22 protein-coding genes are annotated in these 22,259 nt (G+C 71.2%); 16 read left to right on the forward strand and 6 right to left on the reverse strand.

All coding sequences use genetic code 11. From position 1 onward, the window contains the following. The first annotated feature begins 242 nt into the window (after positions 1 to 242). From AC5PYY_RS05345 to AC5PYY_RS05380, 8 genes are all read left to right on the forward strand, one after another. Positions 243 to 1,361 (forward strand): ABC transporter ATP-binding protein, encoded by a 1,119-nt coding sequence (locus tag AC5PYY_RS05345; protein WP_493898759.1) that lies wholly within the window; start codon positions 243 to 245, stop codon positions 1,359 to 1,361. Continuing rightward, positions 1,358 to 1,999, forward strand: a complete 642-nt coding sequence (locus tag AC5PYY_RS05350) for an ABC transporter permease (protein ID WP_493898760.1) — start codon at positions 1,358 to 1,360, stop codon at positions 1,997 to 1,999. The genes AC5PYY_RS05345 and AC5PYY_RS05350 overlap by 4 nt, the downstream gene beginning before the upstream one ends. Further along, complete coding sequence (locus tag AC5PYY_RS05355) at positions 1,996 to 2,685, forward strand: ABC transporter permease (protein ID WP_493898761.1); 690 nt, start codon at positions 1,996 to 1,998, stop codon at positions 2,683 to 2,685. Before AC5PYY_RS05350 ends, AC5PYY_RS05355 begins: the two co-directional genes overlap by 4 nt. Before the next feature lie 98 nt (positions 2,686 to 2,783). Further along, on the forward strand, positions 2,784 to 3,728 hold the full coding sequence (locus AC5PYY_RS05360) for an ABC transporter substrate-binding protein (protein ID WP_493898762.1): 945 nt from the start codon (positions 2,784 to 2,786) through the stop codon (positions 3,726 to 3,728). 102 nt (positions 3,729 to 3,830) lie between these two features. Further along, complete coding sequence (locus AC5PYY_RS05365) at positions 3,831 to 4,709, forward strand: MerR family transcriptional regulator (RefSeq protein WP_493898763.1); 879 nt, start codon at positions 3,831 to 3,833, stop codon at positions 4,707 to 4,709. Positions 4,710 to 5,145: 436 nt separating this feature from the next. Continuing rightward, positions 5,146 to 6,882 carry a peptidoglycan-binding domain-containing protein gene (locus AC5PYY_RS05370; protein ID WP_493898764.1) on the forward strand — a complete coding sequence of 579 codons (1,737 nt, stop codon included), beginning with the start codon at positions 5,146 to 5,148 and terminating at the stop codon, positions 6,880 to 6,882. Between the two features lie 107 nt (positions 6,883 to 6,989). Then, entirely contained in the window at positions 6,990 to 8,048 is a 1,059-nt protein-coding gene (locus tag AC5PYY_RS05375) for an App1 family protein phosphatidate phosphatase (RefSeq protein ID WP_493898765.1), read from the forward strand. Then, positions 8,041 to 8,901, forward strand: coding sequence for an Fpg/Nei family DNA glycosylase (locus tag AC5PYY_RS05380; RefSeq protein ID WP_493898766.1), 861 nt, complete (start codon positions 8,041 to 8,043; stop codon positions 8,899 to 8,901). The genes AC5PYY_RS05375 and AC5PYY_RS05380 overlap by 8 nt, the downstream gene beginning before the upstream one ends. Positions 8,902 to 9,038: 137 nt before the next feature. Here the strand turns inward: AC5PYY_RS05380 and AC5PYY_RS05385 are convergent, their stop codons facing one another. Together AC5PYY_RS05385 and AC5PYY_RS05390 are read right to left on the reverse strand one after the other, a co-directional pair. Continuing rightward, positions 9,039 to 9,878, reverse strand: coding sequence for a putative acetyltransferase (locus AC5PYY_RS05385; protein ID WP_493898767.1), 840 nt, complete (start codon positions 9,876 to 9,878; stop codon positions 9,039 to 9,041). Between the two features lie 72 nt (positions 9,879 to 9,950). Continuing rightward, positions 9,951 to 10,283, reverse strand: coding sequence for a rhodanese-like domain-containing protein (locus AC5PYY_RS05390; protein ID WP_493898768.1), 333 nt, complete (start codon positions 10,281 to 10,283; stop codon positions 9,951 to 9,953). Between the two features lie 84 nt (positions 10,284 to 10,367). On the opposite strand from AC5PYY_RS05390, the gene AC5PYY_RS05395 reads away from it, so the two are divergent. The 3 genes from AC5PYY_RS05395 (at position 10,368) to AC5PYY_RS05405 (ending at position 13,472) form a co-directional block, all read left to right on the forward strand. Beyond that, on the forward strand, positions 10,368 to 11,576 hold the full coding sequence (locus tag AC5PYY_RS05395) for a DUF8462 domain-containing protein (RefSeq protein WP_493898769.1): 1,209 nt from the start codon (positions 10,368 to 10,370) through the stop codon (positions 11,574 to 11,576). 280 nt (positions 11,577 to 11,856) lie between these two features. Continuing rightward, the gene (locus AC5PYY_RS05400) at positions 11,857 to 12,468 is read left to right on the forward strand and encodes a VanZ family protein (protein ID WP_493898770.1); all 612 of its coding nucleotides are present in this window, start codon (positions 11,857 to 11,859) and stop codon (positions 12,466 to 12,468) included. A gap of 110 nt (positions 12,469 to 12,578) precedes the next feature. Further along, a complete protein-coding gene (locus AC5PYY_RS05405; RefSeq protein ID WP_493898771.1) occupies positions 12,579 to 13,472 on the forward strand; it encodes a transglycosylase family protein in 894 nt (297 codons plus the stop codon). Between the two features lie 119 nt (positions 13,473 to 13,591). Here the strand turns inward: AC5PYY_RS05405 and AC5PYY_RS05410 are convergent, their stop codons facing one another. Together AC5PYY_RS05410 and AC5PYY_RS05415 are read right to left on the reverse strand one after the other, a co-directional pair. Next, entirely contained in the window at positions 13,592 to 14,146 is a 555-nt protein-coding gene (locus AC5PYY_RS05410) for a hypothetical protein (RefSeq protein WP_493898772.1), read from the reverse strand. 206 nt (positions 14,147 to 14,352) lie between these two features. Further along, the gene (locus AC5PYY_RS05415) at positions 14,353 to 14,856 is read right to left on the reverse strand and encodes a DUF427 domain-containing protein (protein WP_493898773.1); all 504 of its coding nucleotides are present in this window, start codon (positions 14,854 to 14,856) and stop codon (positions 14,353 to 14,355) included. Between the two features lie 97 nt (positions 14,857 to 14,953). Between AC5PYY_RS05415 and AC5PYY_RS05420 the strand changes: the two genes are divergently transcribed. After that, positions 14,954 to 15,460: a DUF3806 domain-containing protein gene (locus tag AC5PYY_RS05420; RefSeq protein ID WP_493898774.1), complete on the forward strand. Its 507-nt coding sequence runs from the start codon at positions 14,954 to 14,956 to the stop codon at positions 15,458 to 15,460. A 58-nt stretch (positions 15,461 to 15,518) separates the two neighbouring features. On the opposite strand, the gene AC5PYY_RS05425 is transcribed toward AC5PYY_RS05420, so the two are convergent. Next, the gene (locus AC5PYY_RS05425; protein ID WP_493898775.1) at positions 15,519 to 17,351 is read right to left on the reverse strand and encodes an NAD-binding protein; all 1,833 of its coding nucleotides are present in this window, start codon (positions 17,349 to 17,351) and stop codon (positions 15,519 to 15,521) included. 17 nt (positions 17,352 to 17,368) lie between these two features. Beyond that, entirely contained in the window at positions 17,369 to 17,755 is a 387-nt protein-coding gene (locus AC5PYY_RS05430) for a DUF6394 family protein (RefSeq protein ID WP_493898776.1), read from the reverse strand. Positions 17,756 to 17,809: 54 nt separating this feature from the next. Here AC5PYY_RS05430 and AC5PYY_RS05435 point away from each other — a divergent pair, with 54 nt between their 5' ends. The 4 genes from AC5PYY_RS05435 (at position 17,810) to AC5PYY_RS05450 (ending at position 21,929) form a co-directional block, all read left to right on the forward strand. Continuing rightward, positions 17,810 to 18,331 (forward strand): SprT-like domain-containing protein, encoded by a 522-nt coding sequence (locus tag AC5PYY_RS05435; RefSeq protein WP_493898777.1) that lies wholly within the window; start codon positions 17,810 to 17,812, stop codon positions 18,329 to 18,331. 210 nt (positions 18,332 to 18,541) lie between these two features. Continuing rightward, positions 18,542 to 19,876 (forward strand): ABC transporter substrate-binding protein, encoded by a 1,335-nt coding sequence (locus tag AC5PYY_RS05440; protein WP_493898778.1) that lies wholly within the window; start codon positions 18,542 to 18,544, stop codon positions 19,874 to 19,876. Next, the gene (locus AC5PYY_RS05445) at positions 19,876 to 21,078 is read left to right on the forward strand and encodes a carbohydrate ABC transporter permease (RefSeq protein ID WP_493898779.1); all 1,203 of its coding nucleotides are present in this window, start codon (positions 19,876 to 19,878) and stop codon (positions 21,076 to 21,078) included. The genes AC5PYY_RS05440 and AC5PYY_RS05445 overlap by 1 nt, the downstream gene beginning before the upstream one ends. Beyond that, positions 21,075 to 21,929 (forward strand): carbohydrate ABC transporter permease, encoded by an 855-nt coding sequence (locus AC5PYY_RS05450; RefSeq protein WP_493898780.1) that lies wholly within the window; start codon positions 21,075 to 21,077, stop codon positions 21,927 to 21,929. The genes AC5PYY_RS05445 and AC5PYY_RS05450 overlap by 4 nt, the downstream gene beginning before the upstream one ends. Positions 21,930 to 22,259: the final 330 nt, after the last annotated feature.

A 22,259-nucleotide genomic window follows, 5' to 3' on the forward strand; every position in this document is an offset into this window, starting at 1 on the left:
GCCTCCGCGATCGGTCACGTCGACCTGAGCCCGGCTGTGCAGGCGACACACGGTAGAGAAGCGCGCTTCCGGTGCACAACGGTGCTCAGGTCGCCACGGACGGTCGACGTCGGTGCACCACCGTGCCCAGGTCGGCGCGGGACGCTCGGAACCGCGGCATACCCGCAGGAAGGGTGTCGTGGTGCACGCCAGGAGGTCCGCCCGTTGCCGGTCTGTCGGACCTCGCCCGTAGGGTCGGTGCGATGATCCGCTTCGAGAGCGTGACCAAGAGGTATGCCGACGGGACCGTGGCCGTGGACGACCTCAGCCTGGAGGTGCCACGGGGCGGGATCACCGTCTTCGTGGGGCCGTCCGGCTGCGGCAAGACCACCAGCCTGCGGATGATCAACCGGATGGTCGAGCCCACCGAGGGCCGCATCCTGCTCGAGGGCGACGACATCGCCGAGCGCAAGCCCGCCCAGCTGCGGCGCTCCATCGGCTACGTCATCCAGCACGCCGGGCTCTTCCCGCACCGCACCGTGCTCAAGAACGTCATGACCGTGCCACGGCTCATCGGCTGGAGCCAGGCCAAGGCCAAGGACGCGGCGATGGAGGCGATCGAGAAGGTCGGCCTGACCGCCGACCAGGCCGAGCGCTATCCCGCGCAGCTCTCCGGTGGCCAGCAGCAGCGCGTCGGCGTGGCCCGGGCGCTGGCCAGCGACCCCGAGGTCGTCCTCATGGACGAGCCGTTCAGCGCCGTCGACCCGCTGGTGCGCGGCGACCTGCAGGCTGAGGTCCGGCGGCTGCAGCGCGATCTTGGCATCACCGTCGTCCTCGTCACCCACGACATCGACGAGGCGATCCAGCTCGGTGACCACATTGCGGTCATGCGCCAGGGCGGCCACCTCGCCCAGCTCGCGACGCCCGGTGAGCTGCTGCGGGAGCCGGCCGACGACTTCGTCGCGAGCTTCGTCGGCAAGGACCGCGGCTATCGCAAGCTCGGCTTCACCGACGCCGCTCTGGAGCCCGCGCCGGAGCAGACGGTCGCCCTCGGCGACGATGTGTCCGCGGGGAGCGGCTGGGTGCTCGTCACCGGCGAGGGGGGCGACCCGCTCGGGTGGGTGGAGCGGCATACCTCCGGCGGGGCGGTGCGCGAGGAGGAGCTGCATCGTATGGGGTCGCTCGCCGAGGTCGGCGACTCCGCCCGGGTCTTCCTCGACGCGGCCCTGTCGGCCCCCTCGGGCCGGGGCGTCGTCGTGGAGGACGGCCGGGTCGTCGGCACGGTCCAACCTCAGCAGGTGCTCGCCGCGATCCGGCAGGGCTCGACCGCCGCGGACGACCCGCGCACGAGCGATGCCCCGGCCCCCGAGGGGGCTTCGTGATCGGCGGTGTCGCCTGGTCGACCGTCGGCGAGCTGCTGCTGCGCCACCTCTACCTCGCGGGGGTGCCGCTGCTGCTCGGGCTGCTCATCAGCCTGCCGCTGGGCTGGCTGGCCACGCGCTACCGCTGGCTCGCGCCACCGATGATCGCCGGCACCGGGCTGCTCTACACCATCCCCTCCCTCGCGCTCTTCATCCTGCTGCCGCTGCTGCTGGGCACCCGCGTGCTCGACGACGCCAACGTGCTGGTCGCGATGACGCTCTACACCGTCGCCCTGCTCACCCGCACCGTCGCGGACGGGCTCGGCTCGGTGCCCGGCGCGACCCGGCAGGCCGCGACGGCGATGGGCTACGGCGAGCTGCGGCGCACCGTCACCGTCGACCTGCCGCTCGCAATCCCGGTCATCACGGCGGGGCTGCGCGTGGCCGCGGTCAGCAACGTGTCGATCGTCTCGGTCGCCGCGCTCATCGGCGTGAGCCAGCTCGGGCAGCTCTTCACCGAGGGCTTCAACCGCAACGACATGGGCCCGATCCTCGTCGGCATCGGCGCCTGCGTGGCGCTGGCGATCGCCCTCGACGCGGGCATCGCGCTGCTCTCCCGCGCGCTCACGCCCTGGCTGAGGGCGGGGGTGGCGCGATGATCTCCCTCACCTGGCAGTGGCTCCTCGATCCGGAGACCTGGACCGGCCCCGGCGGCATCCTGGCGCAGAGCGTGGCGCACCTGCGGATCTCGCTCATCGCGCTGGTCGTCGCCGCGCTCATCGCGGTGCCGGTCGGGCTCGTCATCGGGCACACCGGCCGGGGTCGCTGGCTCGCGATCAACCTGGCCGGCGCCTTCCGCGCCATCCCCAGCCTCGGGGTGCTCTTCGTCGCCACGCTGCTGCTGCTGCCCCGGCTGAGCGGTGACCTCGCCTTCGAGCTGCCGGTGATCCTGGTGCTTGTCCTGCTCGCCATCCCGCCGGTGCTCTCCGGCACCTATGCCGGGGTGGAGTCGGTCGACCCCGCCGCCCGCGACGCGGCGCGCGGGGTAGGCATGACCGAGAGCCAGATCCTGTGGCAGGTCGAGGTGCCGGCGGCGCTGCCGCTGCTGCTGTCCGGGCTGCGCTCGGCGATGCTGCAGATCATCGCGACCGCGACGATCGCCGCCATCGTCGGCATCGACGGCCTCGGCCGCTACCTGATCGACGGCCAGGCCTCGCGGCAGTATGAAGTGATGGCCGGCGGCGCGCTCGTCGTCGCCGCCCTGGCGCTGCTGGTCGACCTGGTGCTCGCCGGGGTCCAGCGGCTCGTCGTCTCCCCCGGCCTCGTGGCCGCGAAGGAGCACTGAGCGGCGATGTCTTTACCACTTCGTGACCCGCGCACCGGCATACCCCTGCGCCCACCGCTGTTCCACTGCATACCGAACCCGACCCGGGAGGACACCCCATGCGACGCCCTCTGACCACCCTTGCCCTCGCCCTGCCCCTGACCTTCGGCCTGGCCGCCTGCGGCGGCGGGAGCGACCCGATGGACACCGACACCGGCGGCGAGGACGCCGCCGAGGAGTCGGGTGAGGGCAGCGACGGCGGGGAGGCGACCGGCAGCATCACCGTCGGCTCGGCCAACTTCCCCGAGAACGAGCTGCTCGCCGAGATCTACGCCGCCGCGCTCGGCGACGCCGGGGTCGAGGTCGACACCCAGCTCAACATCGGCAGCCGCGAGGCCTACGTCGCCGGCATCGAGGACGGCTCGATCGACGTGCTGCCCGAATACACCGGCGGCCTGGCGACCTACCTCAACCCCGAGATCACGGTGACCTCCAGCGAGGAGGTGCTCGCCGACCTGCAGGAGAACCTCCCCGAGGGTCTGCAGGTGCTCGAGATCAGCGAGGCCGAGGACAAGGACTCCCTCGTGGTGACCGGTGAGACGGCCGAGGAGCTGGGCCTGACGACCATCGCCGACCTCGAGCCGCACGCCGGGGACCTCACCCTCGGCGGCCCGCCCGAGTTCGAGACCCGCCCCAACGGTGTCGACGGGCTGGCCGAGACCTACGGGCTGGAGTTCGCGGACTTCCGCTCGCTGGCCGCCGGCGCGAACCTCACGGTCCAGTCGCTGGTCAACGGCCAGGTCGACGTCGCCAACATCTTCACCACAGACCCGGCGGTCGAGGAGAACGGCTTCGTCGTGCTGGAGGACCCGGAGTCGCTCTTCGCGGCCCAGAACATCGTGCCGCTCATCCGCGCCGACGCCGTCAACGACGACGTCGAGACTGCGCTCAACGAGGTGTCCGCGGCGCTCACGACCGAGAACCTCACCCAGATGATGGTCCAGGTCGTCACCGACGGGGAGGACCCGCAGGACGTCGCCCGGGAGTTCGTCGACGGGATGTAGTCGCCGCCTCACCCCCGCCCCATCCGGGCGTCGGGTAGGATGCCCTACCTGCGATGTCACAGGTCTGTGACATCTTTGTACGCGCCAAGGAGGCGGTGCCCGATGAGCGGCGCGCAGTACACCGTGAAGCAGGTGGCAGATCTCACCGGGGTGGCCCCTGCCACGTTGCGTGCCTGGGAGCGCCGGTATGGCGTGGTCGCTCCGCAGCGCTCGGCGTCCCGCTACCGCCTCTACGACGACACCGACGTCTCCCGCCTGTCGCGCATGGCCGAGCTGGTGCGTGCGGGCACGCCCGCCTCGCTCGCCGCCGCCCGCCTCGGAGCGGTCGAGGAGGAGGCGGCCACGCTCGAGGAGTTCACCGCGACGCCCACGCCGGCGGTCGACGACCTGGTGCAGGTCGCGCAGACCTTCGACCAGCACCACCTGACGCGGGTGCTCGACGCGGCGATGTCGCGCACCTCCTTCGAGACCGCGCTGGAGGAGTGGCTCATGCCCGCGCTCACCGGGCTGGGGCGGGCCTGGGAGCGGGGCGAGGTCGACGTCGCCGGGGAGCACTTCGTCTCGGCAGGGGTGCACCGCCGGCTGGCAGCCGCCTACGACGCCGCCGGGCCCAACCACGGCGCCCCGGTGGTCCTCGTCGGCAACCCGCCCGGCGCACTGCACCAGCTCGGCGCGCTCTCCTTCGCCGTCTGCCTGCGGCGCCAAGGCATCGACGTGCGCTTCCTCGGCAACGACGTGCCGTTGGCCAGCTGGGCCCACTCGGTCGCCGCGACGCGACCGGCGGCGGTGGTGCTCAGCGTCCCCATGCCGCACGACGCGGCCTCGGCCGCCGAGCTGCTGGAGCAGCTGGGTCGGGACCACCCGGACGTCTCGGTCTGGGTCGGCGGCCACGGTGCCGCACGACTCGACGCGCAGCACCAGCTCCGGGCCTCCGCGGTCGGCGCCGCCCGCGACGTCGCCGAGGCGCTGCGCCGCCGCTGACGGTGGGCGGTGGCGCCGCCACGCCGCTGACGGTGCCGAGCGGCGCGCTCAGCCGGTGACGGTATGCCGCTCGCCCGCCACCACGATCCCGCGCAGCTCCCAACGTGGCCTCGCAGCGCTACTTCAGCCAGGGTGCGAGCGTGGGAACGGAAAAGGGCTGACCAGCGGCGATGCCGGGCGGGCGGTGCAGGAGTGGCGCATGTGACTTATGGGACGCCTCGACGTCAAGACTTGGCAAAGAACCCTGCTCCTGCCCTATCCCTGCCCCGACGTCGCCACGTAGAGTCTGAATCACGTGTGCGACACGGCTGCTGCCGTGCCGCACTGACCAACGTCGGTGCGAGGTCACCGCGGCCCGCCGCGGTGACGTGAGAAGTCAGGGGTTGACCGCATGTCAGGGAGTGCGGGCGTGCGCCACAGCAGTCGTGGAGCGCGGATGCTCACCGCCACGCTGCTGGCGGGCGCACTGGCGCTGGGGGGCCCGACGGTCTGGGCGACCGACGACGACCCGGAGGGCGGCGCGGGCGGATCGACAGGTGACTCCGCCACCTCCGGAGGCGGCGGGGGCGGGCTGCCCGGCTCCGCGACTGCGGTCCCGGTGCCCCGGGGAGCGGGCTTCGGCACCAACGGCTCGGCCGCCGGTGACGCACCCTTCACGCCGCTCCCGGAGGATGCGGCATACCCCGTGCCGGAGCCGCCGGTCAACGAGGACCTCCCCACCGAGATCGACGCGACCACCGCCTTCGCCCCGCAGGTCACCTGCGACCCGGAGAGCCGCCCGGGCGTCATCGCCTTCGCGCTGCTGGTCAGCGAGCACTACGACCGGCCGACCTTCAGCGGGGCGCGGCAGTGCATCGACTACATGAGCTTCCACCACGACGGGCGGGCGCTGGACTGGCCGCTCAACGCCTACGACGCGCAGGACCGCCGGATCGGCGACGCGGTCGTCGCCTGGCTCACCGCCGACGACGCCGAGATGATGCGCCGCTTCGGGATGGAATACATCATCTGGAACGGCCTGATCTTCCAGAAGGAGGACAACCGCTGGCGCTACTACACCGGCACGCCGCACGAGGACCACATCCACATCTCCTTCACCTGGGACGGCGCGATGATGCGGACCTCCTGGTGGACCGGTGTGGCGGTCACCCAGCCCGACCTCGGGCCGTGCGACACGGTGGCACGCCAGTATGCCGCGCTGCACACCTTCCCCCGGCTCGACATCTGCGAGACGCCGGCCCAGGCGGCACCCCAGTCCGGCCTCGGGCGGGTGCGTCCCGGCGAGTCCGGCGGTGGCGTGACGATGCTGCAGGGCGTCCTCGGCGTGAAGGAGTCCGGGGTGCTCGACCAGGCCACCCGCGACGCGCTCATCGCCTGGCAGGAGGAGCAGGGGATCCCCGCCACCGGTGTGGCCGACGACTACACCTATGCCGCGGCCCAGGGCTGGGAGGTCCCCGAGCTGCCGGAGGAGGCGCTCGCGGTGCAGCCCGAGGAGTGGCAGGTCACCGCGTTCACTCCCTACAAGCGGCGCACCCTCACCGAGGGTGACGACGGCGAAGCCGTCGTGGTGCTGCAGGAGGCCATCGGGGCGGAGCCTGACGGCGCCTTCGGGCCCAAGACGGCCGCCGCGTTGCTGGAGTGGGAGGAGACGGTCCCGGTGCTCGCCGAGCAGGCCGTGCGCCGCGGCGACGGCCCCGCGGTCGTCACCCCGCTGACCTGGGTCTTCCTCGAGCGGTCCGTGCATCCCACGATCGCCCTGCGCGACATCGAGCTCGCCGAGGGCAGCCTCGACATCGACGCCGACCCGGAGGGTCGGCTCGCCGCCCGCGCCAGCGCCGAGGGGGCCGCCGACAGCCCGTATGCCGGTGGTGCGGTCTCCGCGCTGCAGGAGCTGCTCGGGGTGGACGTCGACGGCAGCTTCGGCCCGCAGACGGCCGAGGCGGTCCGCGAGGTCCAGGAGGCGGCCGAGCTCGAGCCGACCGGCGAGGTCGACGGTCCGACGTGGGCCGCGGTCGAGGAGCTCGCGATCGAGGAGGGGCGTGTCGCCGGCGCTCCCGGGCTGGAGGCCCAGCAGGCTCGCGAGGAAGCCGAGGAGGCCGAGAAGCAGGCGCAGGCCGAGGAGGAGCAGGCGCGGGCCGAGCACGAGGCCGCGGTCGCCGGCGCCGACCGCTGACCCACGCGGCGGGACGCGCGGTGCCGGGGCGGGCGGCATACCTGGGAGGTGTCGGCAGCGACACGCCCGAGGCGCCCATATCCCTGCCGACGGCTAAGGTACGTCGCATGGCGCGTCCCCACATCGCGGCCGTCCTGGAGGACTCCGTCCGCCGTCGCATGGACTCCCGGCTGCGCCGACGCGGCTGGCACGACCGGCTCTACGGCTACACCGGCTACGGCACGCCCGACCGGGCGCGAGTCTTCGTGCGGGTGCTGCTGTCGCGGCACGAGCCGGAGGAGTCGCGGACGGCGCTGACCCATGTCGAGGACTCGCTGCTCGACATCGCGCAGCGAGGATGGCGCTTCTTCCTCACCGCTCCCGCCGTCGACGTGCCGGTGACGGTCCGCTGCGGTGACGTCCAGGTGAGCGCGCGCACCGACCGGGGTGGCTACGTCGACGTCGAGCTCACCGGGCACGGTCTCCAGCCCGGGTGGCGCGAGGCCTACGTCGAGATCGAGAACGGCGACAGCCTGGCGGTGTCCGTGCTGGTCGTCGACCCGGCCACCACCGTCGGGCTGGTGAGCGACATCGACGACACCGTCATGGTGACCCACCTGCCGCGCATCCTCATCGCGGGGTGGAACACCTTCGTGCGGTCCGAGCAGGTCCGGCAGGCGGTGCCGGGGATGAGCGCGATGTATCGCGCGCTGCTCGCCGAGGACCCCCGCATGCCGGTCTTCTATCTCTCGACGGGGGCGTGGAACACCGCACCGGCAATCACCCGTTTCCTGCGGCGGCACGACTTCCCGGTCGGGCCGATGCTGCTCACCGACTGGGGGCCGACGAACACCGGATGGTTCCGGTCGGGGCAGGAGCACAAGGAGGCCGAGCTGCGGCGGCTGCGCGAGGACTTCCCGGAGATCCGGTGGATCCTCGTCGGCGATGACGGCCAGCACGACCCGGTGATCTACGGCGAGTTCGCCCAGGAGCACCGCGACGCGGTCGAGGCGATCTGCCTGCGCGAGCTCACGCCCGCCGAGCAGGTGCTCTCCAGCGGTCTGCCGGTGGCGACCGATGAGCTGCTGGGCAAGCGGGTGCAGGTGCCGATGCTCAAGGCGTCCAACGGCTTCGGGCTGCACCAGCTGCTCGTCGGGGCGCGGCGACGGGGCGGCGACCGTGCCTGAGCTGCCCGAGGTGCAGGCGCTCACCGACTTCCTCGGGGAGCGGATGACCGGGCGCGTCGTCACCGACGTGGAGCTGGGCTCGATCGCGGTGCTCAAGACCTTCGACCCGCCGCCGGACGCCCTCGTGGGCGCGCCGGTCGACGGGGTGGCGCGGCACGGCAAGTTCGTCGACGTCGACGTCGACGGCACGCATCTGGTCTTCCACCTGGCGCGGGCCGGGTGGCTGCGGTGGTATGACGAGGTGCCGGGCACACAGGTGCGCCCCGGCAAGACCCCGATCGCGCTGCGGGTGCGGCTCGACGACGGCGCCGGCTTCGACCTCACCGAGGCGGGGACGAAGAAGGGGCTCGCGGCGTATGTCGTGCGGGACCCCGCCGACGTGCCCGGGGTGGCCTCGCTCGGGCCGGACCCGCTGGCGGAGGATTTCGACGAGGCGGCCTTCGCCGCGCTGCTGGAGGGGCGGCGGACCCAGGTCAAGGGCCTGCTGCGGGACCAGTCGGTGCTCGCCGGGGTGGGCAACGCCTACTCCGACGAGATCCTCCACGCGGCGCGGCTCTCGCCCTTCGCGCTGGCGGCGTCGCTGAGCGAGGAGCAGGTGCGGGGGCTCTACGCAGCGCTGCGGACGACGCTGGAGGCCGCCGTCATGGCGGCCGAGGGCAAGCCGGCCGCGCAGCTCAAGGACGCCAAGCGGGCGGGCATGAACGTCCACGGCCGCACCGGCGAGGCCTGCCCGGTCTGCGGCGACACGGTGGCGGAGGTGTCCTTCGCCGACTCCTCGCTGCAGTACTGCCCCACCTGCCAGACCGGCGGCAAGCCCCTCGCCGACCGCCGCATGTCCCGCCTCCTGCGCTAGCTTCCCTTCCCCTTCCCTTCCCTGCCCCGTCCCTGCCACTGCCTCCACCCCTCCCGCACCCAGCGTGTGTTGGTGACGCACCGAGCGTGCGTTAGTGACGCACCGAGCGTGTGTGACGAACGCACGCTCGGTGCCTGTCAGGGGTGGGGGAGGGCGAAGACCTGGCCGCGCCAGCCGAAGTCGCGAGCCGCGTCGACGTTGGCCGCGCGGTCGTCGGTGAAGTGGACCTCGGCCCGCCCGACCGTCCGCCCGAGGCGGCGCTCGATCTCGGCGTGCGCGACGGCATACGCCTCGGGTGCCGGTTTGGCGAAGCCCAGGTCGTGCGCGTTCATCAGCAGAGGTATGAAGCGTCCCAGGCCGATCCGCTCCAGCTCGGCCGGGACCTGATCGGTGCCGTTGGTGAAGACGAAGGTCGGCGTGCCGGCGGCGGTGAGGTCGTCGACGAGGTCGACGGAGCGCTGGATCGGGGTCCCACGGTCCGCCTGCCAACGGTCCAGCACGCGCCCGACCGCGTCCTCGGGGTGGCCCAGCTCCAGCAGGCGGGCGCGGAGCGCGTCGACCCACTGGGCATACGTCGCGCGGCCGACGACCATGGCGGAGGCCTCGGGCAGCCGGAAGGCGATGTCGACGAGCCCCATCGGCTCCAGCCCCAGCTCGGCCTCGCTCACGCTGCGCTGCCCCGCCTCGTCGAAGCCGCGGATGACGCCGTCGAGGTCGAGCACCGCGACCCCTGCCCGGCGGAGGTAGGCCGCGAGCCGCCACGGTCGCTGCGGCACCGGCTTGGCGATCACCACGTCACCGCGCGCGATCGACACCTCGCCGGCGCGGGTCCGCACCACCAGCGACTCGGGCCGGCGGTCGACCAACTCACCGAGAGCATCGGTGGCCCGCTCGCCTCCCTCGATGAGATGGCGCACGACGACGCGGGAGCCGAGGGGGAGGGCATCAAGGGCAGCGGAGGAGGCGACACCAGACATCGAGATCAGCCTAGCGGCGTCGACCGACATCTCCGGTCGTCTCGCGTCTGCGCTAGAGAGGCCTAGATCGACTCAGATGACCTCAGGCTGCCCGCCCTCGGCCCCGCCGACCATGCTCTTGTCGGCGGCGCCCCAGGCGCGCATGCCGCCCTCGACGTTGACCACGTCGAAGCCCTGCTGGACCAGCCACTCGACCGCGCGGCCGGACCGGCCGCCGCTACGGCATACGACCGGCAGGGAGGTATCGGTCTCGGGCAGCTCGTCGATGCGGGCCGGCAGGTCGCCGAGCGGGATGTGCACGGCGCCGGGTGCGTGCCCGGCGGCCCACTCGTCCGGCTCCCGCACGTCGACGACGACCGCGTCGTCGGGCACGTCGGTGACGGCGACAGAAGGAATCTGGCTCATGCGCACCACTATCGCACCCTCGCCCCGATCGGATCGTCTGCGTGTCTCTGACAGATCCGCTAGAGGACCGCATACAGTCCCAGCGTGGATCCGATCCGTAACCCCTACGCCCCCGGCGCCGGCCAGCGACCCCCCGAGCTCGCCGGGCGGGACGAGCAGCTCGACCGCTTCGCCGTGGTGCTCGAGCGCATCGCCCGCGGTCGTCCGGAACGCTCGATGGTGCTCACCGGGCTGCGCGGCGTCGGCAAGACGGTGCTGCTCAACGCGCTGCGCTCGACCGCCGTGCGCTCGCGCTGGGGGACCGGCAAGTATGAAGCTCGTCCGGAGCAGGGGATGCGTCGCCCGATGGCGGCGGCGCTGCACGTGGCGGTCCGGGAGCTGGGGCACCCGCGGGGCGAGGATCTGGACCACGTGCTCGGCGTGGTCAAGGCGTTCGCGCAGAAGGACCAGCCCGGCGCCAAGCTGCGCGACCGGTGGAACCCCGGCATCGACGCGCCTGCCGTCACCGGCCGGGCCGACTCCGGCGACATCGAGATCGACCTGGTCGAGCTCTTCTCCGACGTCGGCGGGCTGGCTGCGGACGTCGGCAAGGGGGTCGCGATCTTCATCGACGAGATGCAGGACCTGCAGCCCGACGACGTCTCTGCTCTTTGCGCCGCCTGCCACGAGCTGTCGCAGGCGGGGCTGCCGGTCATCGTCGTCGGCGCCGGGCTGCCGCACCTGCCGGCGGTGCTGTCGGCGAGCAAGTCCTACTCCGAGCGGCTCTTCCGCTACAACCGCATCGACCGGCTCTCCCGCGAGGAGGCCGAGCGTGCGTTGCAGCTGCCCGCCGAGGACGAGGACGCCCGCTGGTCGCCGGAGGCGCTGTCGGCGATGTATGCCGCGACGGGCGGCTACCCCTACTTCATCCAGGCCTACGGCAAGGAGGTCTGGGACTTGGCGCCCGAGTCGCCGATCGGGGAGGAGGACGTGCGGGTCGCCGGGCCTGCGGCGGAGGCGGAGCTGGCCGTCGGGTTCTTCGGGTCGCGCTACGAGCGCGCGACGCCGGGGGAGCGGGAGTATCTGCGCGCCATGGCGGATCTCGCTGCAGCACAGCACGAGTCGGGCGAGGAGCTGGACGAGGTCGAGTCGGTCGCGACCTCCGACATCGCCGCGCACCTGGACCGCAAGCCGCAGAGCCTCTCGCCCGCGCGCGACGCGTTGCTCAAGAAGGGGCTCATCTACTCCGGCGAGCGGGGCCGGATCGCCTTCACCGTGCCGCACTTCGGGAGATATCTGCGCGAGCACACGTGAGCGAGGGGCGCGGCGTCGCGCCGTCGAGCCTCTCGCCGGTCGCGGCGCCGCCTGGCACGCCTACTCCGTCAGCGCACCGACCGGGAGCGCCCAGATCCGCTCACCCAGCGGACTCTCGAGTAGCGGTTCCTGTGGACGACCTGCACCAGGTGTCAGTGGTCGAGGCCGACGGTCAGGACGTCACGCAGGACCGTCGGCCCGCCGCCACCGACCCGGATGTCGAGCCCCCGGCCGCAGTCGCGATCTGCCCGACCGGCTCACCGGTAGACTCCCCCCCCTCGTGGAGGGCTTCGGAATCTCGGCGATCCTCGCCGTGCTCATCGGCGTCATGCTGCTCCCGCTCCTGCTCATCCCGTATGTCGCATGGAGCTATCGGCGGGGCACCGCCGGTCCGGGGCGGGCCCTGCTCGCGGCGGCCGCCGTGGTCTACGCGATGGCGCTGTGGACCTACACCATCGTCCCGCTGCCGGCGCCGGGCGAGCTGGTCTGCAGCGGGCCCCGCGGCATCCAGCTGGTGCCGCTGCGCTTCCTGGCCGACATCGACTGGTCGCGCGGCCTCGGCGTGCTCACCGACCGCGCCCTGCTGCAGGTCGTGCTCAACGTGGCCCTCTTCGTGCCGCTCGGCGCCTTCCTCGGGCACCTGGCGCGCTGGCGTCGCGTCGCCGTCGTCGCGACCGGGGCGGCGGTACGCGCCGTGGACCGACCCGGTCGACCCGCGCCAGCTCAGCACGGCGGTCGTCGCCGTGGGTGGCCTGGCCTATCTCGGTCGCCCCGTTGGCCTGACAGGGGGCTCGCACCCCCGGCTCGCGCAGATGTGACGAGACTCACGTCATACCGTCATCACCGCAGATCACAGAAGGATCACGAAACGACAAAGTCCATTTCTGAATGAAGTCTGGCCAAGGCGTTTTGGAGATCGTGCGGGCGATCCCGCACGCTGGAGATCTGGCCGCGTGACACGCGCCCGGCCGACCCTAAGACCCCGTCCCCAAGAGGTTCACCATGAAGCACCGCGCCCTCCGCACGCGTCGCCCCGCCGCGCTCGCCGCCGCCACCGGCCTGGCCGCGATCGCCACGACCGTCACCGCCACCTCCGCCTCGGCCGCGAGCGACGCGACCTGGGACGCCGTCGCCCAGTGCGAGTCCGGCGGCAACTGGAGCATCAACACCGGCAACGGTTACTACGGCGGCCTGCAGTTCGCCCAGAGCACCTGGGAGGGCTTCGGCGGCGGCCAGTATGCCGCGCGCGCCGACCTGGCCACCCGCGCCCAGCAGATCGCCATCGCCGAGAACGTCCTGGCCGTCCAGGGCCCCGGCGCCTGGCCGACCTGCTCGGTCCGCGCGGGTCTCACCGCTGGTGGCTCTGCCCAGCCCGCTCCCGCCGATCAGGCCCCGGCTGAGCAGGCGCCCGCCGAGCAGGCCGCCCCGCAGCAGTCGGCCCCGGCTGAGCAGGCTCCTGCCGAGCAGGCCGCCCCGCAGCAGTCGGCCCCCGCCGAGCAGGCGCCCGCGCAGCCGCAGCAGAGCGCTGCCGCCGAGCAGGCTCCGGCCCAGCAGCCCGCCCCGCAGCAGGCCGCGCCGAAGGCCGACCTGGCCGAGCACCTCATCGCTCAGGGCGAGACGACCGGCACCATCGCGGCCGACTACGGCACCACGGTCCACGAGCTCGTGTCGCTCAACGGCCTGCCCCAGGGTGGCGCGCTGATCTACGCCGGCGACATCATGCTGGTCCCGGCCACCGGCGCCTCGCACGGCGGCGGCAGCTACACGATCCAGTCCGGCGACACCCTCGCCGAGATCGCCCACACCCAGGGCGTCGACCTCGACACCCTCGTGTCGGTCAACGGGATCGACGACCCGGACTTCATCGTCGCCGGTGACACGCTGCACCTGGGCTGAGCGCCACGGGTGCGCTGACCCGGTGAGGTGAGCGCCCGACATACCCGACGAGCCGGGACCCCACGCGGGGTCCCGGCCGCGGCGTGCGGTGGCCGATCAGGCCGGTGCGCCGTTCTGGGTCAGGCCTGGCAGGCCGCCTCCAGTTCGTCCTGCGCCGCGGCGGAGTCCGCCACGTCCACCTCCGGGATCGCGATGGTGTCGTCGGTGCGGGTGCCGTCCTCGACCACGGCGTCGGTCACCTCCTGGAAGGGCGCGTTGATCCGCTCCAGCAGCGCCGCCTGCTCGCCGTCCGCGTCGTCGGCGAGCGACAGCAGTCGACCAGAGAGCAGGGTCATCTCGGAGTAGGACACCGCGTCGAGGTCGTCGCCCGGGGCCACGACGTCGCGCTGGGTCTGGGTGCGCTCGGCCAGCGGGGTCCCCTGACCAGCGAAGAAGCCCTGGCAGATGGGATCGTCGCTGATGCCGGCCGCCGCGTCGCCGGCGGCGTCGGAGGTCTGGGCGGCGTCTCCGTCGGACGCCGCGTCGCCGGTCTGCCCAGCGCCGTCGTCCGAGCTCTCCTCGGACGACTGCTCCGCCAAGCTGGTTTCGTCGACGCCGGTCTCGTCCTCGCCGGAGCAGGCGGCCAGCGCGGTGGCCGCCGTGAGGGCGGTCAGGAAGGTCAGGGCACGTCGCATGGGTCACTCCTCGTGGTCGGGATGGTGTCCGTCCGCTGTGGACGGTATGACGTCGCCCACCGGCGCAGCTGCCATCCCCATGGCGTCGGGCGCGGTCGGCGCACGTACAAGTCTCCATGATGAGGCAGACGAGATCCAGGCGAGACGACGCCTGGTGCGCGACGCGTCGGTGCGCGGTCGGTGCAGCGGGCCCGGAGGCCCTCAGGTCACCAGCCCTCGGTGCCGGGCGCGCCCTTGAACGGCCCGGTGACGCGGGAGGTGATCCAGCCGCCGTAGAAGTCGCCCTCCTGGGGGACCACGCGCTCCCCGTCGACGTAGCAGCCGTCCTCGGCATCGATCGCGGCATCCACCGCGCTCGGCATGACCGCGACGTGGTCGGCGATCGCCTCGAAAGCCGGGGTGGGATCGGGGTAGGTCCAGGCGGCGCGACTGATCCGCGTGCCGTCCACGACGAGGTCGAAGTAGGTCGCCGACCCCTTGAACTCGCAGGTCGTGCGGCGGTTGTCGCGCGCCGGCTGCAGCGCGCCGGTGATGAACGAGCCCAGGGGCAGGTAGTAGGTCGGGGGGTGCGTCGTCTCGAGCACCCGCACCGCAGCGACGGTCTCCGCGATCGTCCCTCCGCCCACCCGGATCACCACGTGCTCGCCGCCGGAGGTGTCGACCGCCGGCGGGCGTGGGTAGTCGGAGACGGACTCGGGCTGTCGCGACATGACTCGACTGTAGGGGGTCCGGGCCTCGCTCGCGCAACACCCGTGACCTGTGGCGATGAACCGGCCCCGCGGCGCCGCGAGGTCTAGGCTGCGCAGCATGGGCTTCCTGGACCGGATGAAGCGCAAGGCGACCGAGCGGATGAGCACCCCTGAGGAGCCGCGGGTGCGCACGCTGCCCGACCCTGGGGAGGCGCCGGTCGACGAGCTGCCGCTCGCACCGGAGTCGCGCAAGATCGGTGACGAGGAGCGGGAGCGCATCGCCTCCGGAATCGCCGCGGTGGAGGACGACGGGGTGGACGTCGACGACCTGGCCTCGATCAGTGACGGGCTGGACCGGGCGCTCGAGGCGTGGCTCCAGACCAAGGGTGCGGGCCACGACCTGATCGTCGAGCGCTACGGGATGGCGGTCGGCGAGCACCTGCACCGGTATACCGATCTGGCGTGGGAGATCGTCACCGACGTCTTCGGGACCGACCTCGCGGTGGCGGCCGGCGACTTCGTCGTCGTGCCGACCAACCTCGTTGCTGTGCGGTGGATGCGGCGCGAGCGGGGCTGGATCCCGCGGGTCGTCGGCCACATGGTGCAGGTGCGCAGCCGGCGCTAGGGCAACCACCCGCGACGCTCGGTGGGGGTGGGAGCAACCACGCGCGACGCCCGGTGGGTCAGGTGGCGTCCGTCTTCGAGTCGGCGTCGGAATCGGAGTCGACATCCGTCGTCTCGTCCGCGCTGGCCTCGCGCACCGGCTGGCGGGGCTCCGGGTCACGCGGGCGGCCGGCGAGCCGCTGCACCTGACGGAAGAACCACGCGGTGGCCACCTGTCGGCCGGTGGCGACGTACTCGACCGACGAGTCGTGGAAGGCCGTGGAGAGCACGACCGACAGATCCAGCTCCCGCCCCAGGAAGAGCAGGGTGTCGCCCTCCTTCAGCGGCTCGTCCATGCTGGGCGTGAAGATCCGCCGCCCGGCCCGCACGAGCACGGCTGGATAGACCGCGAGCCGGATCTCCCGGTCGTCCGGGTCCCGGAGCAGGTCGCCGAGGACGAGCTCGTGCTCGGCCAGCCAGCGCACCACGGCGGGCGCGTGCGCGTAGTCGAGATCGAGACGGTTGGACACCGGTGTCTCGTCGCCGACGACGGCGATGATCTCGTCCATGACCCGGCCGTCCCACTCGTCGTCCTCGTGGAGCACGTGGTCGATGAAGCTCCAGTAGTTGGGCGAGGTGATCCGCGCCACGGCCTCGCGGGCCAGCAGATCAGTCGGTATGAAGACGGAGTCGGCGTCGAAGGCCATCAACGGCGCCTGGTTGACGTTGGAGTTCTGCCGCACCGCGATGAAGAGCTGGTCGTTCTCGATCCGCGCGTGCGCGGCGTTGGCCATGTTGACGATGTCGGACTCGGCCCCGGCGATGAAGCCGACCGCGTCGGAGACGTCCGGTCGGCCCTCGGCCGGGTCGACGAGCACGACGTCGAGGCCGGCGCTCTCCAGGTCGCGGGTCACCTCGAAGCCGAAGGTGCCGTCGGCGCAGACGACCCACTGACCCTCGGTCAGGTGCTCCAGCTTGTGCGGCAGCTCCGAGCCGCGCTTGCTCATGAGCCACGACGCCAGCCGGAAGCCGGCGGGGCGCCGCAGCGCCATGACCAGATACGCGCCATACCGGTCGAAGGGGTTGATGATGACGTCGGCGGCGAAGTCGTGCATCTGCTGCGCGTGCTCGCGGTCGCTGCACCGCGCGATGACCATGAGCTCGGGGCGCAGCAGGTTGACCGTCATGACGACAGACAGGTTGGTCTCGTCGTTGTCGGTGAGTGCGAGCACCGCCTCGCACTGGTCGTGCGCCAGCCCGGCGAGCCCCAGCATCCGCGGGTCGCGCCCGCTCGCGGCGAAGCCGGGGTGGTCACCGGCGTAGCCGTCGAGCGCCAGCTGCTGGACCCGCTCCGGATCCTCGTCGAGGATGACAAACTCCCGACCCTGGTCCTCGAGCGCACGGCATACCGCAGCGCCCGCCTGCCCATAACCGACGATGAGGACGAACGGGCTCTGGATGCTGCGCACCTTGCGCCCGAAGCGCTGCAGCCGGATCGCCTGCCGGAACGCCTGCTCCTGCGACAGGCTCAGCAGCGCACCGATGCTGTAGGACCAGGCGATGACGCAGGCGTAGATCGTCAGCGTCACCCACAGCCGTTGGGCGTAGCTGAACTCGTGCGGCACCTCGCCGTAGCCGATGGTCAGGCCGGTGTAGCTGATGACGTAAAAGCTGTCGAAGACCGTGAGGCGCTCGGGGTTCTCCTCGGTGCCGGGCATCATGCTCAGCCCGAAGGTCATGAGCGCGAAGACGGTGACGATCACGACCAACGGCGTGCGCACGCGGCGCAGCACCATGAAGACGGCGTCGGTCGTCGGCAGATCGGCGGGGACGTCGACGCGATAACGGCGCAGCGAGTCGGGCCGGGCCCGCGCGGGTTTGCCGCGGGCGAGGAGCTGGAGGAGGTTGGCCATCGGGCGCGCCGGTCAGGTCAGCGGCGGCGGTAGGAGACGGTCTCGACGACGAGCAGGATGATCGAGACGATGTTGGCCAGCAGCGCGCCGGCGGCGATGGAGACGACGCTGCTCATGTGCTGACCGGTCAGGCCGGCCGGGTCGACGTGACGCGCCCAGATCCAGACCAACGCGGCGACGATGAGCTGGATGCTCGCCACGAGTGACGTCGCCAGGTGGACGGCGCCGATCTGGGTGCGGTCGCCGAACTTGAGGATGGTCGCGATGATGTTGACGACGACGGCGGCATAGAGCTCGTAGACGTTGTGCAGCAGCGGCTTGTCGATCTCGCCCAGCACGTAGCCGAAGTTGAGGGTCGCCGCGAGCAGCACGAAGAAGCCGAAGACGACTTTTTCCAGGTTCACACCCACGACGATAACGCCGCAGGTCTGTCGGTGCGCGCTCCTAGCATGTGCGTCATGGAAGTCAGGGAGGCCGCGCAGCTGGCGCGCAGGCTCATGGGGGAGCACGGGGTGGCGGACTGGAGCTTCGGCTTCGACCGCGCGAAGGTGCGGGCGGGGGCCTGTCACCACAGCGATCGGCGGATCACGCTGAGCCGGGCGATCACGGGGTTGCACGACGAGGCGCAGGTGCGCGAGACGCTGCTGCACGAGATCGCGCACGCGCTGGTCGGGCCCCAGCACGGCCATGATCGGGTATGGCGTGCCCAGGCTCGCGCGATCGGGTCCACCGGGGAGCGGTGCTACTCCGCGGAGGAGGCGACGGTGCCGGGTCGGTGGGAGGGCCGGTGCGCGGCGGGGCACGTGGTCCAGCGCCACCGACGCCCCACCCGGGTGCTCGTCTGCACCCGGTGCCGGGGTATGCCCACGGTCGAGCGGGTGATCGCGTGGACCCACGACGGGCGGGTGGTTGACCATTCCGAGCTGGGCCCGGTGGTGCGCGAGACCATGTCACGACTGAATCGATTGACCTCGCGGTAGGACGGGGGTCGGTGGTGCAGAGAGGACGGTGGCGCAACTGTGACCGAAGCGTGACCTTTTTCGTTCCCGTTGGCTCTGCGATCTGGGTTACGTTGCGGTAGGTGTCCGGTGATGCGCGTGCTCCGTCCTGGGTTGGGTGCGCGACGCGGACCGAAGTGGAAGGAGCCAATGGTGGCTAACGCGAGATGGCGACGCGTCACGGTGCCCGGTGTGACCGCAATCGCGGCCGTGACCTTGGCCGGGTGTCTGCAGAACCCTGACGCAGGCAGCGGCAGCGGAGGTTTCGACGGCAGTGCCGAGCCCGAGGAGGGCGACGGGGTCGTCACGATCATGGGTGCGTTCGGCGGTGGTGAGGAAGAGCTCTTCAACGAGTCCCTCGCGCCGTTCGAGGAGGAGAGCGGCATCGAGGTCCAGTACGTCGCCGACCAGGACTTCACGACCAACATCCTCATCCGGGTCGACTCCGGCGATGCGCCAGACGTCGGCCTCTTCCCGCAGCCCGGCGGCGTGCTGCAGATGGCCGAGCGGGGCGACGTCGTCCCGATCGACGCCTTCCTCGACTACGCCGCGCTGGACTCGACGCTCGTGCCGGGCTTCCTGGACTCCTCGCGCTACAACGGCCGGGTCTACGCCGCGCCGATGCGCATGGCGGTCAAGTCGATCGTCTGGTACCCGAAGGAGGCCTACGAGGCCGGTGGGTGGAGCACCGAGCCGGCGACGCTCGGGGAGCTGGACGAGGTGACCAGCCAGATCCTCTCCGACACCGACACCCCGCCGTGGTGCATCGGCTGGGAGAGCGACCAGGCCACCGGCTGGGTCGGCACCGACTGGGTGGAGGAGTACATGCTCCGCCTGCACGGCCCGGACGTCTACGACGACTGGATCTACCACCGCATCCCGTTCAACGACGAGCGCGTGGTGGAGGCGATCGACGCCTACGGCGAGCTGGCGACGGATGACAACGTCCTCGGTGGCTCGACCGGCATCCTGTCCACGCCGTTCGGTGAAGCGATGCTGCCCGCCTTCGAGGACGAGCCGGGCTGCTACCTCATGCGCCAGGGCAACTTCGCCACCGGCTTCTTCCCGGAGGACGTGCAGGCCAACCTCGACTCGGAGGTCGGGATCTACGTCTTCCCACCGGCCGAGGACGGCTTCGAGGGTCAGCCCATCCTGGGTGGTGGCGACCTCGCGGCGGCCTTCTCCTACGACGCCGACACCGTCGCGCTGATGGAGTACCTCACCTCCGACGAGTTCGGCGGAGCCTGGGCCGAGGGCGGTGGCTGGCTCAGTCCGCACACCTCCTTCGACACCTCGCTCTATCCGGACGACCTGACCCGGCAGATGGCCGACATGGCCTACACCGCTGACGTCTTCCGCTACGACGGATCCGACGTCATGCCCAAGGAGGTCGGGTCCGACACCTTCTGGAAGGGCATGGTCGAGTACCAGGACGGCAGCAAGACCGCCCAGGAGGTCGCCGACGAGATCGAGGCCGGCTGGCCCGAGATGGCGGAGTCGGAGTCCGAGATGGAGAGCGACGGCTGATGAGCTCGCACTCCACCCCGCCGGTCGGCGACGACACCACTGTCGTCGAGGCCGACCCGCGGGCGGACGACGCGACGGCGGAGGCCGCCGTCCCCAACGACCAGGGCATGCAGCCGGTCAAGCTGCTCATCGGTGTCCTGGGCGTGGCGGTGACGTTGTGGCTGATGCTCAACCTGTTCCTGGCCTTCGCCTACTACCCGGGTTGGTTCTTCGACAGCAAGATCCTCATGGGTGTGCTGGGCCTGGTGGTGGGCGTCGGCGGTGCCGCCGTCATGTTCTGGTTCATCAACGTCGCGGTCGAGGCGCTGCCCCGCCGGCTGGAGCACGGGTTGATCCCGTATGCCTTCCTGCTGCCGGGCTACAGCCTCATCGGGCTGATGCTCCTCTACCCGACGATCCAGACGATCCACTACAGCTTCGCCAACCGCGACAGCACGGCATACGTCGATCCGCCCTGGGACAACTACACGACGCTCTTCGGTGACGCCGGCTTCTGGTCGGCGATCATCAACAACGTCCTGTGGATCGCCATCGTCCCGGCGGTCACGGTCGCCCTGGGCGTCGTGGTCGCCGTGCTCGCGGACAAGCTGTCCGCCCAGAGCGAGAAGTGGGCCAAGAGCTTCATCTTCCTGCCGATGGCGATCAGCTTCGTGGCGGCGTCGGCGATCTGGAGCACCCAGGTCTACGCCTACCAGCCTCCGGGCCGCGACCAGACGGGCATGCTCAACGCCATCGTCACGCAGTTCGGCGGGGACCCGCAGGACTGGCTGTCCATCGAGACCGGCCGGCTCAACAGCCTGCTGCTCATGGTCATCCTCATCTGGCTGCAGACCGGTTTCGCCATGGTGCTGCTGAGCTCGGCGATCAAGGGCGTGCCGGAGGACACGATCGAGGCCGCGCGCATCGACGGCGCCTCGGAGTGGCAGATCTTCTGGAAGGTCACGATCCCGCAGATCAAGAGCACGATCATCACGGTCTTCATCACGGTGCTGATCCTCGTCATGAAGGTCTTCGACATCGTCTACGTGCTCACCAACGGGCGCAACGACACCGATGTCATCGCCAACATGTTCTACAACCAGATCTTCGCCCGGGGCCAAGCCGGCCTGGCGAGCGCGATCGTGGTGATCCTGCTGGTCGCGGTGATCCCGATCCTGATCTACCAGGTCAAGCAGTTCCGCGAGCAGGAGGCCATGCGATGAGCGCCGGACGACTCAAGGACGGGCGTCAGCGCAGTCCGTTCTCCATGGTGGTCATGCTGCTGCTGGTCATCCTCTGGTCCATCCCCACGCTCGGACTGCTCATCACGAGCCTGCGCCAGCGCGAGGTCGCCGCGACCTCGGGCTGGTGGGAGGCCCTGTGGGAGGGCGGCTGGACGTTCCAGAACTACCAGCGCGTCTTCGAGCAGGCCGACATGGGCAGCGCCTTCCTCAACGGAATCCTGGTGGCCGTCCCTGCGACGATCATCCCGATCATGTTCGCGGCCTTCGCGGCCTACGCGTTCACGTTCATGGACTTCCGCGGCAAGGACTTCCTGTTCATCAGCATCGTGGCCGTGATGGTCATCCCGATCCAGGTGGCCTTCGCGCCGCTGCTGGACGTCCTGGGTCCGCGCGGTCTGGGCATCTCGGGGCAGTACCTCGCGGTGTGGCTGCTGCACACCGGTTTCGGTATGCCGTTGTGCATCTACACGCTGCGCAACTACATGGCCTCGCTGCCGTTCAGCGTGGTCGAGTCGGCACGGATCGACGGGTGCTCCAACTTCCAGATCTTCTGGAAGCTCATCGCCCCGATGGCCATGCCCGCGATCGCGGCCTTCGCGACGCTGCAGTTCCTCTGGGTCTGGAACGACCTGCTCATCGCCAAGCTGTTCCTGACCAACGACAACACCACGGTGATCGTCAAGCTCCAGCAGCTGCTGGGCACCCAGGGTCAGGGCGCCGAGCTCCTGACCGCGGGCGCGTTCATCTCGATGGTGCTGCCGATGATCGTCTTCTTCGTGCTCCAGAACTTCCTGGTGCGCGGCATGACGAGCGGCGCCGTCAAGGGCTGATCCGACGGGGTGAGCCGCACGGCATACCTCGAACGGAGACCGAAACCCAGGCCGCCTTGAAAGAGGCCGCAACGACGACGGGCGGTCGCGCCGGGCATTCCCCGGCGCGACCGCCCGTCCCCCTTTCCGCACCGGACGCGCGTTCGTCACGTCCCTTCCCGCACCGGACGCGCGTTCGTCACGCATTCCTGTACCCAACGCGCGCTCGGTGCAGAGAAGGGAGGCCGGAGTGGGCACGCCAGGCTCTCGGAGTGGGCACAGCAGGCTGCTGGAGTGGACGGGCCAGGCTCTCGGTCGGCAGTGGGGGGTCGGGGTGTGGTGGGATGAGGC

Source organism: Serinicoccus sp. JS2-9, assembly GCF_059025165.1.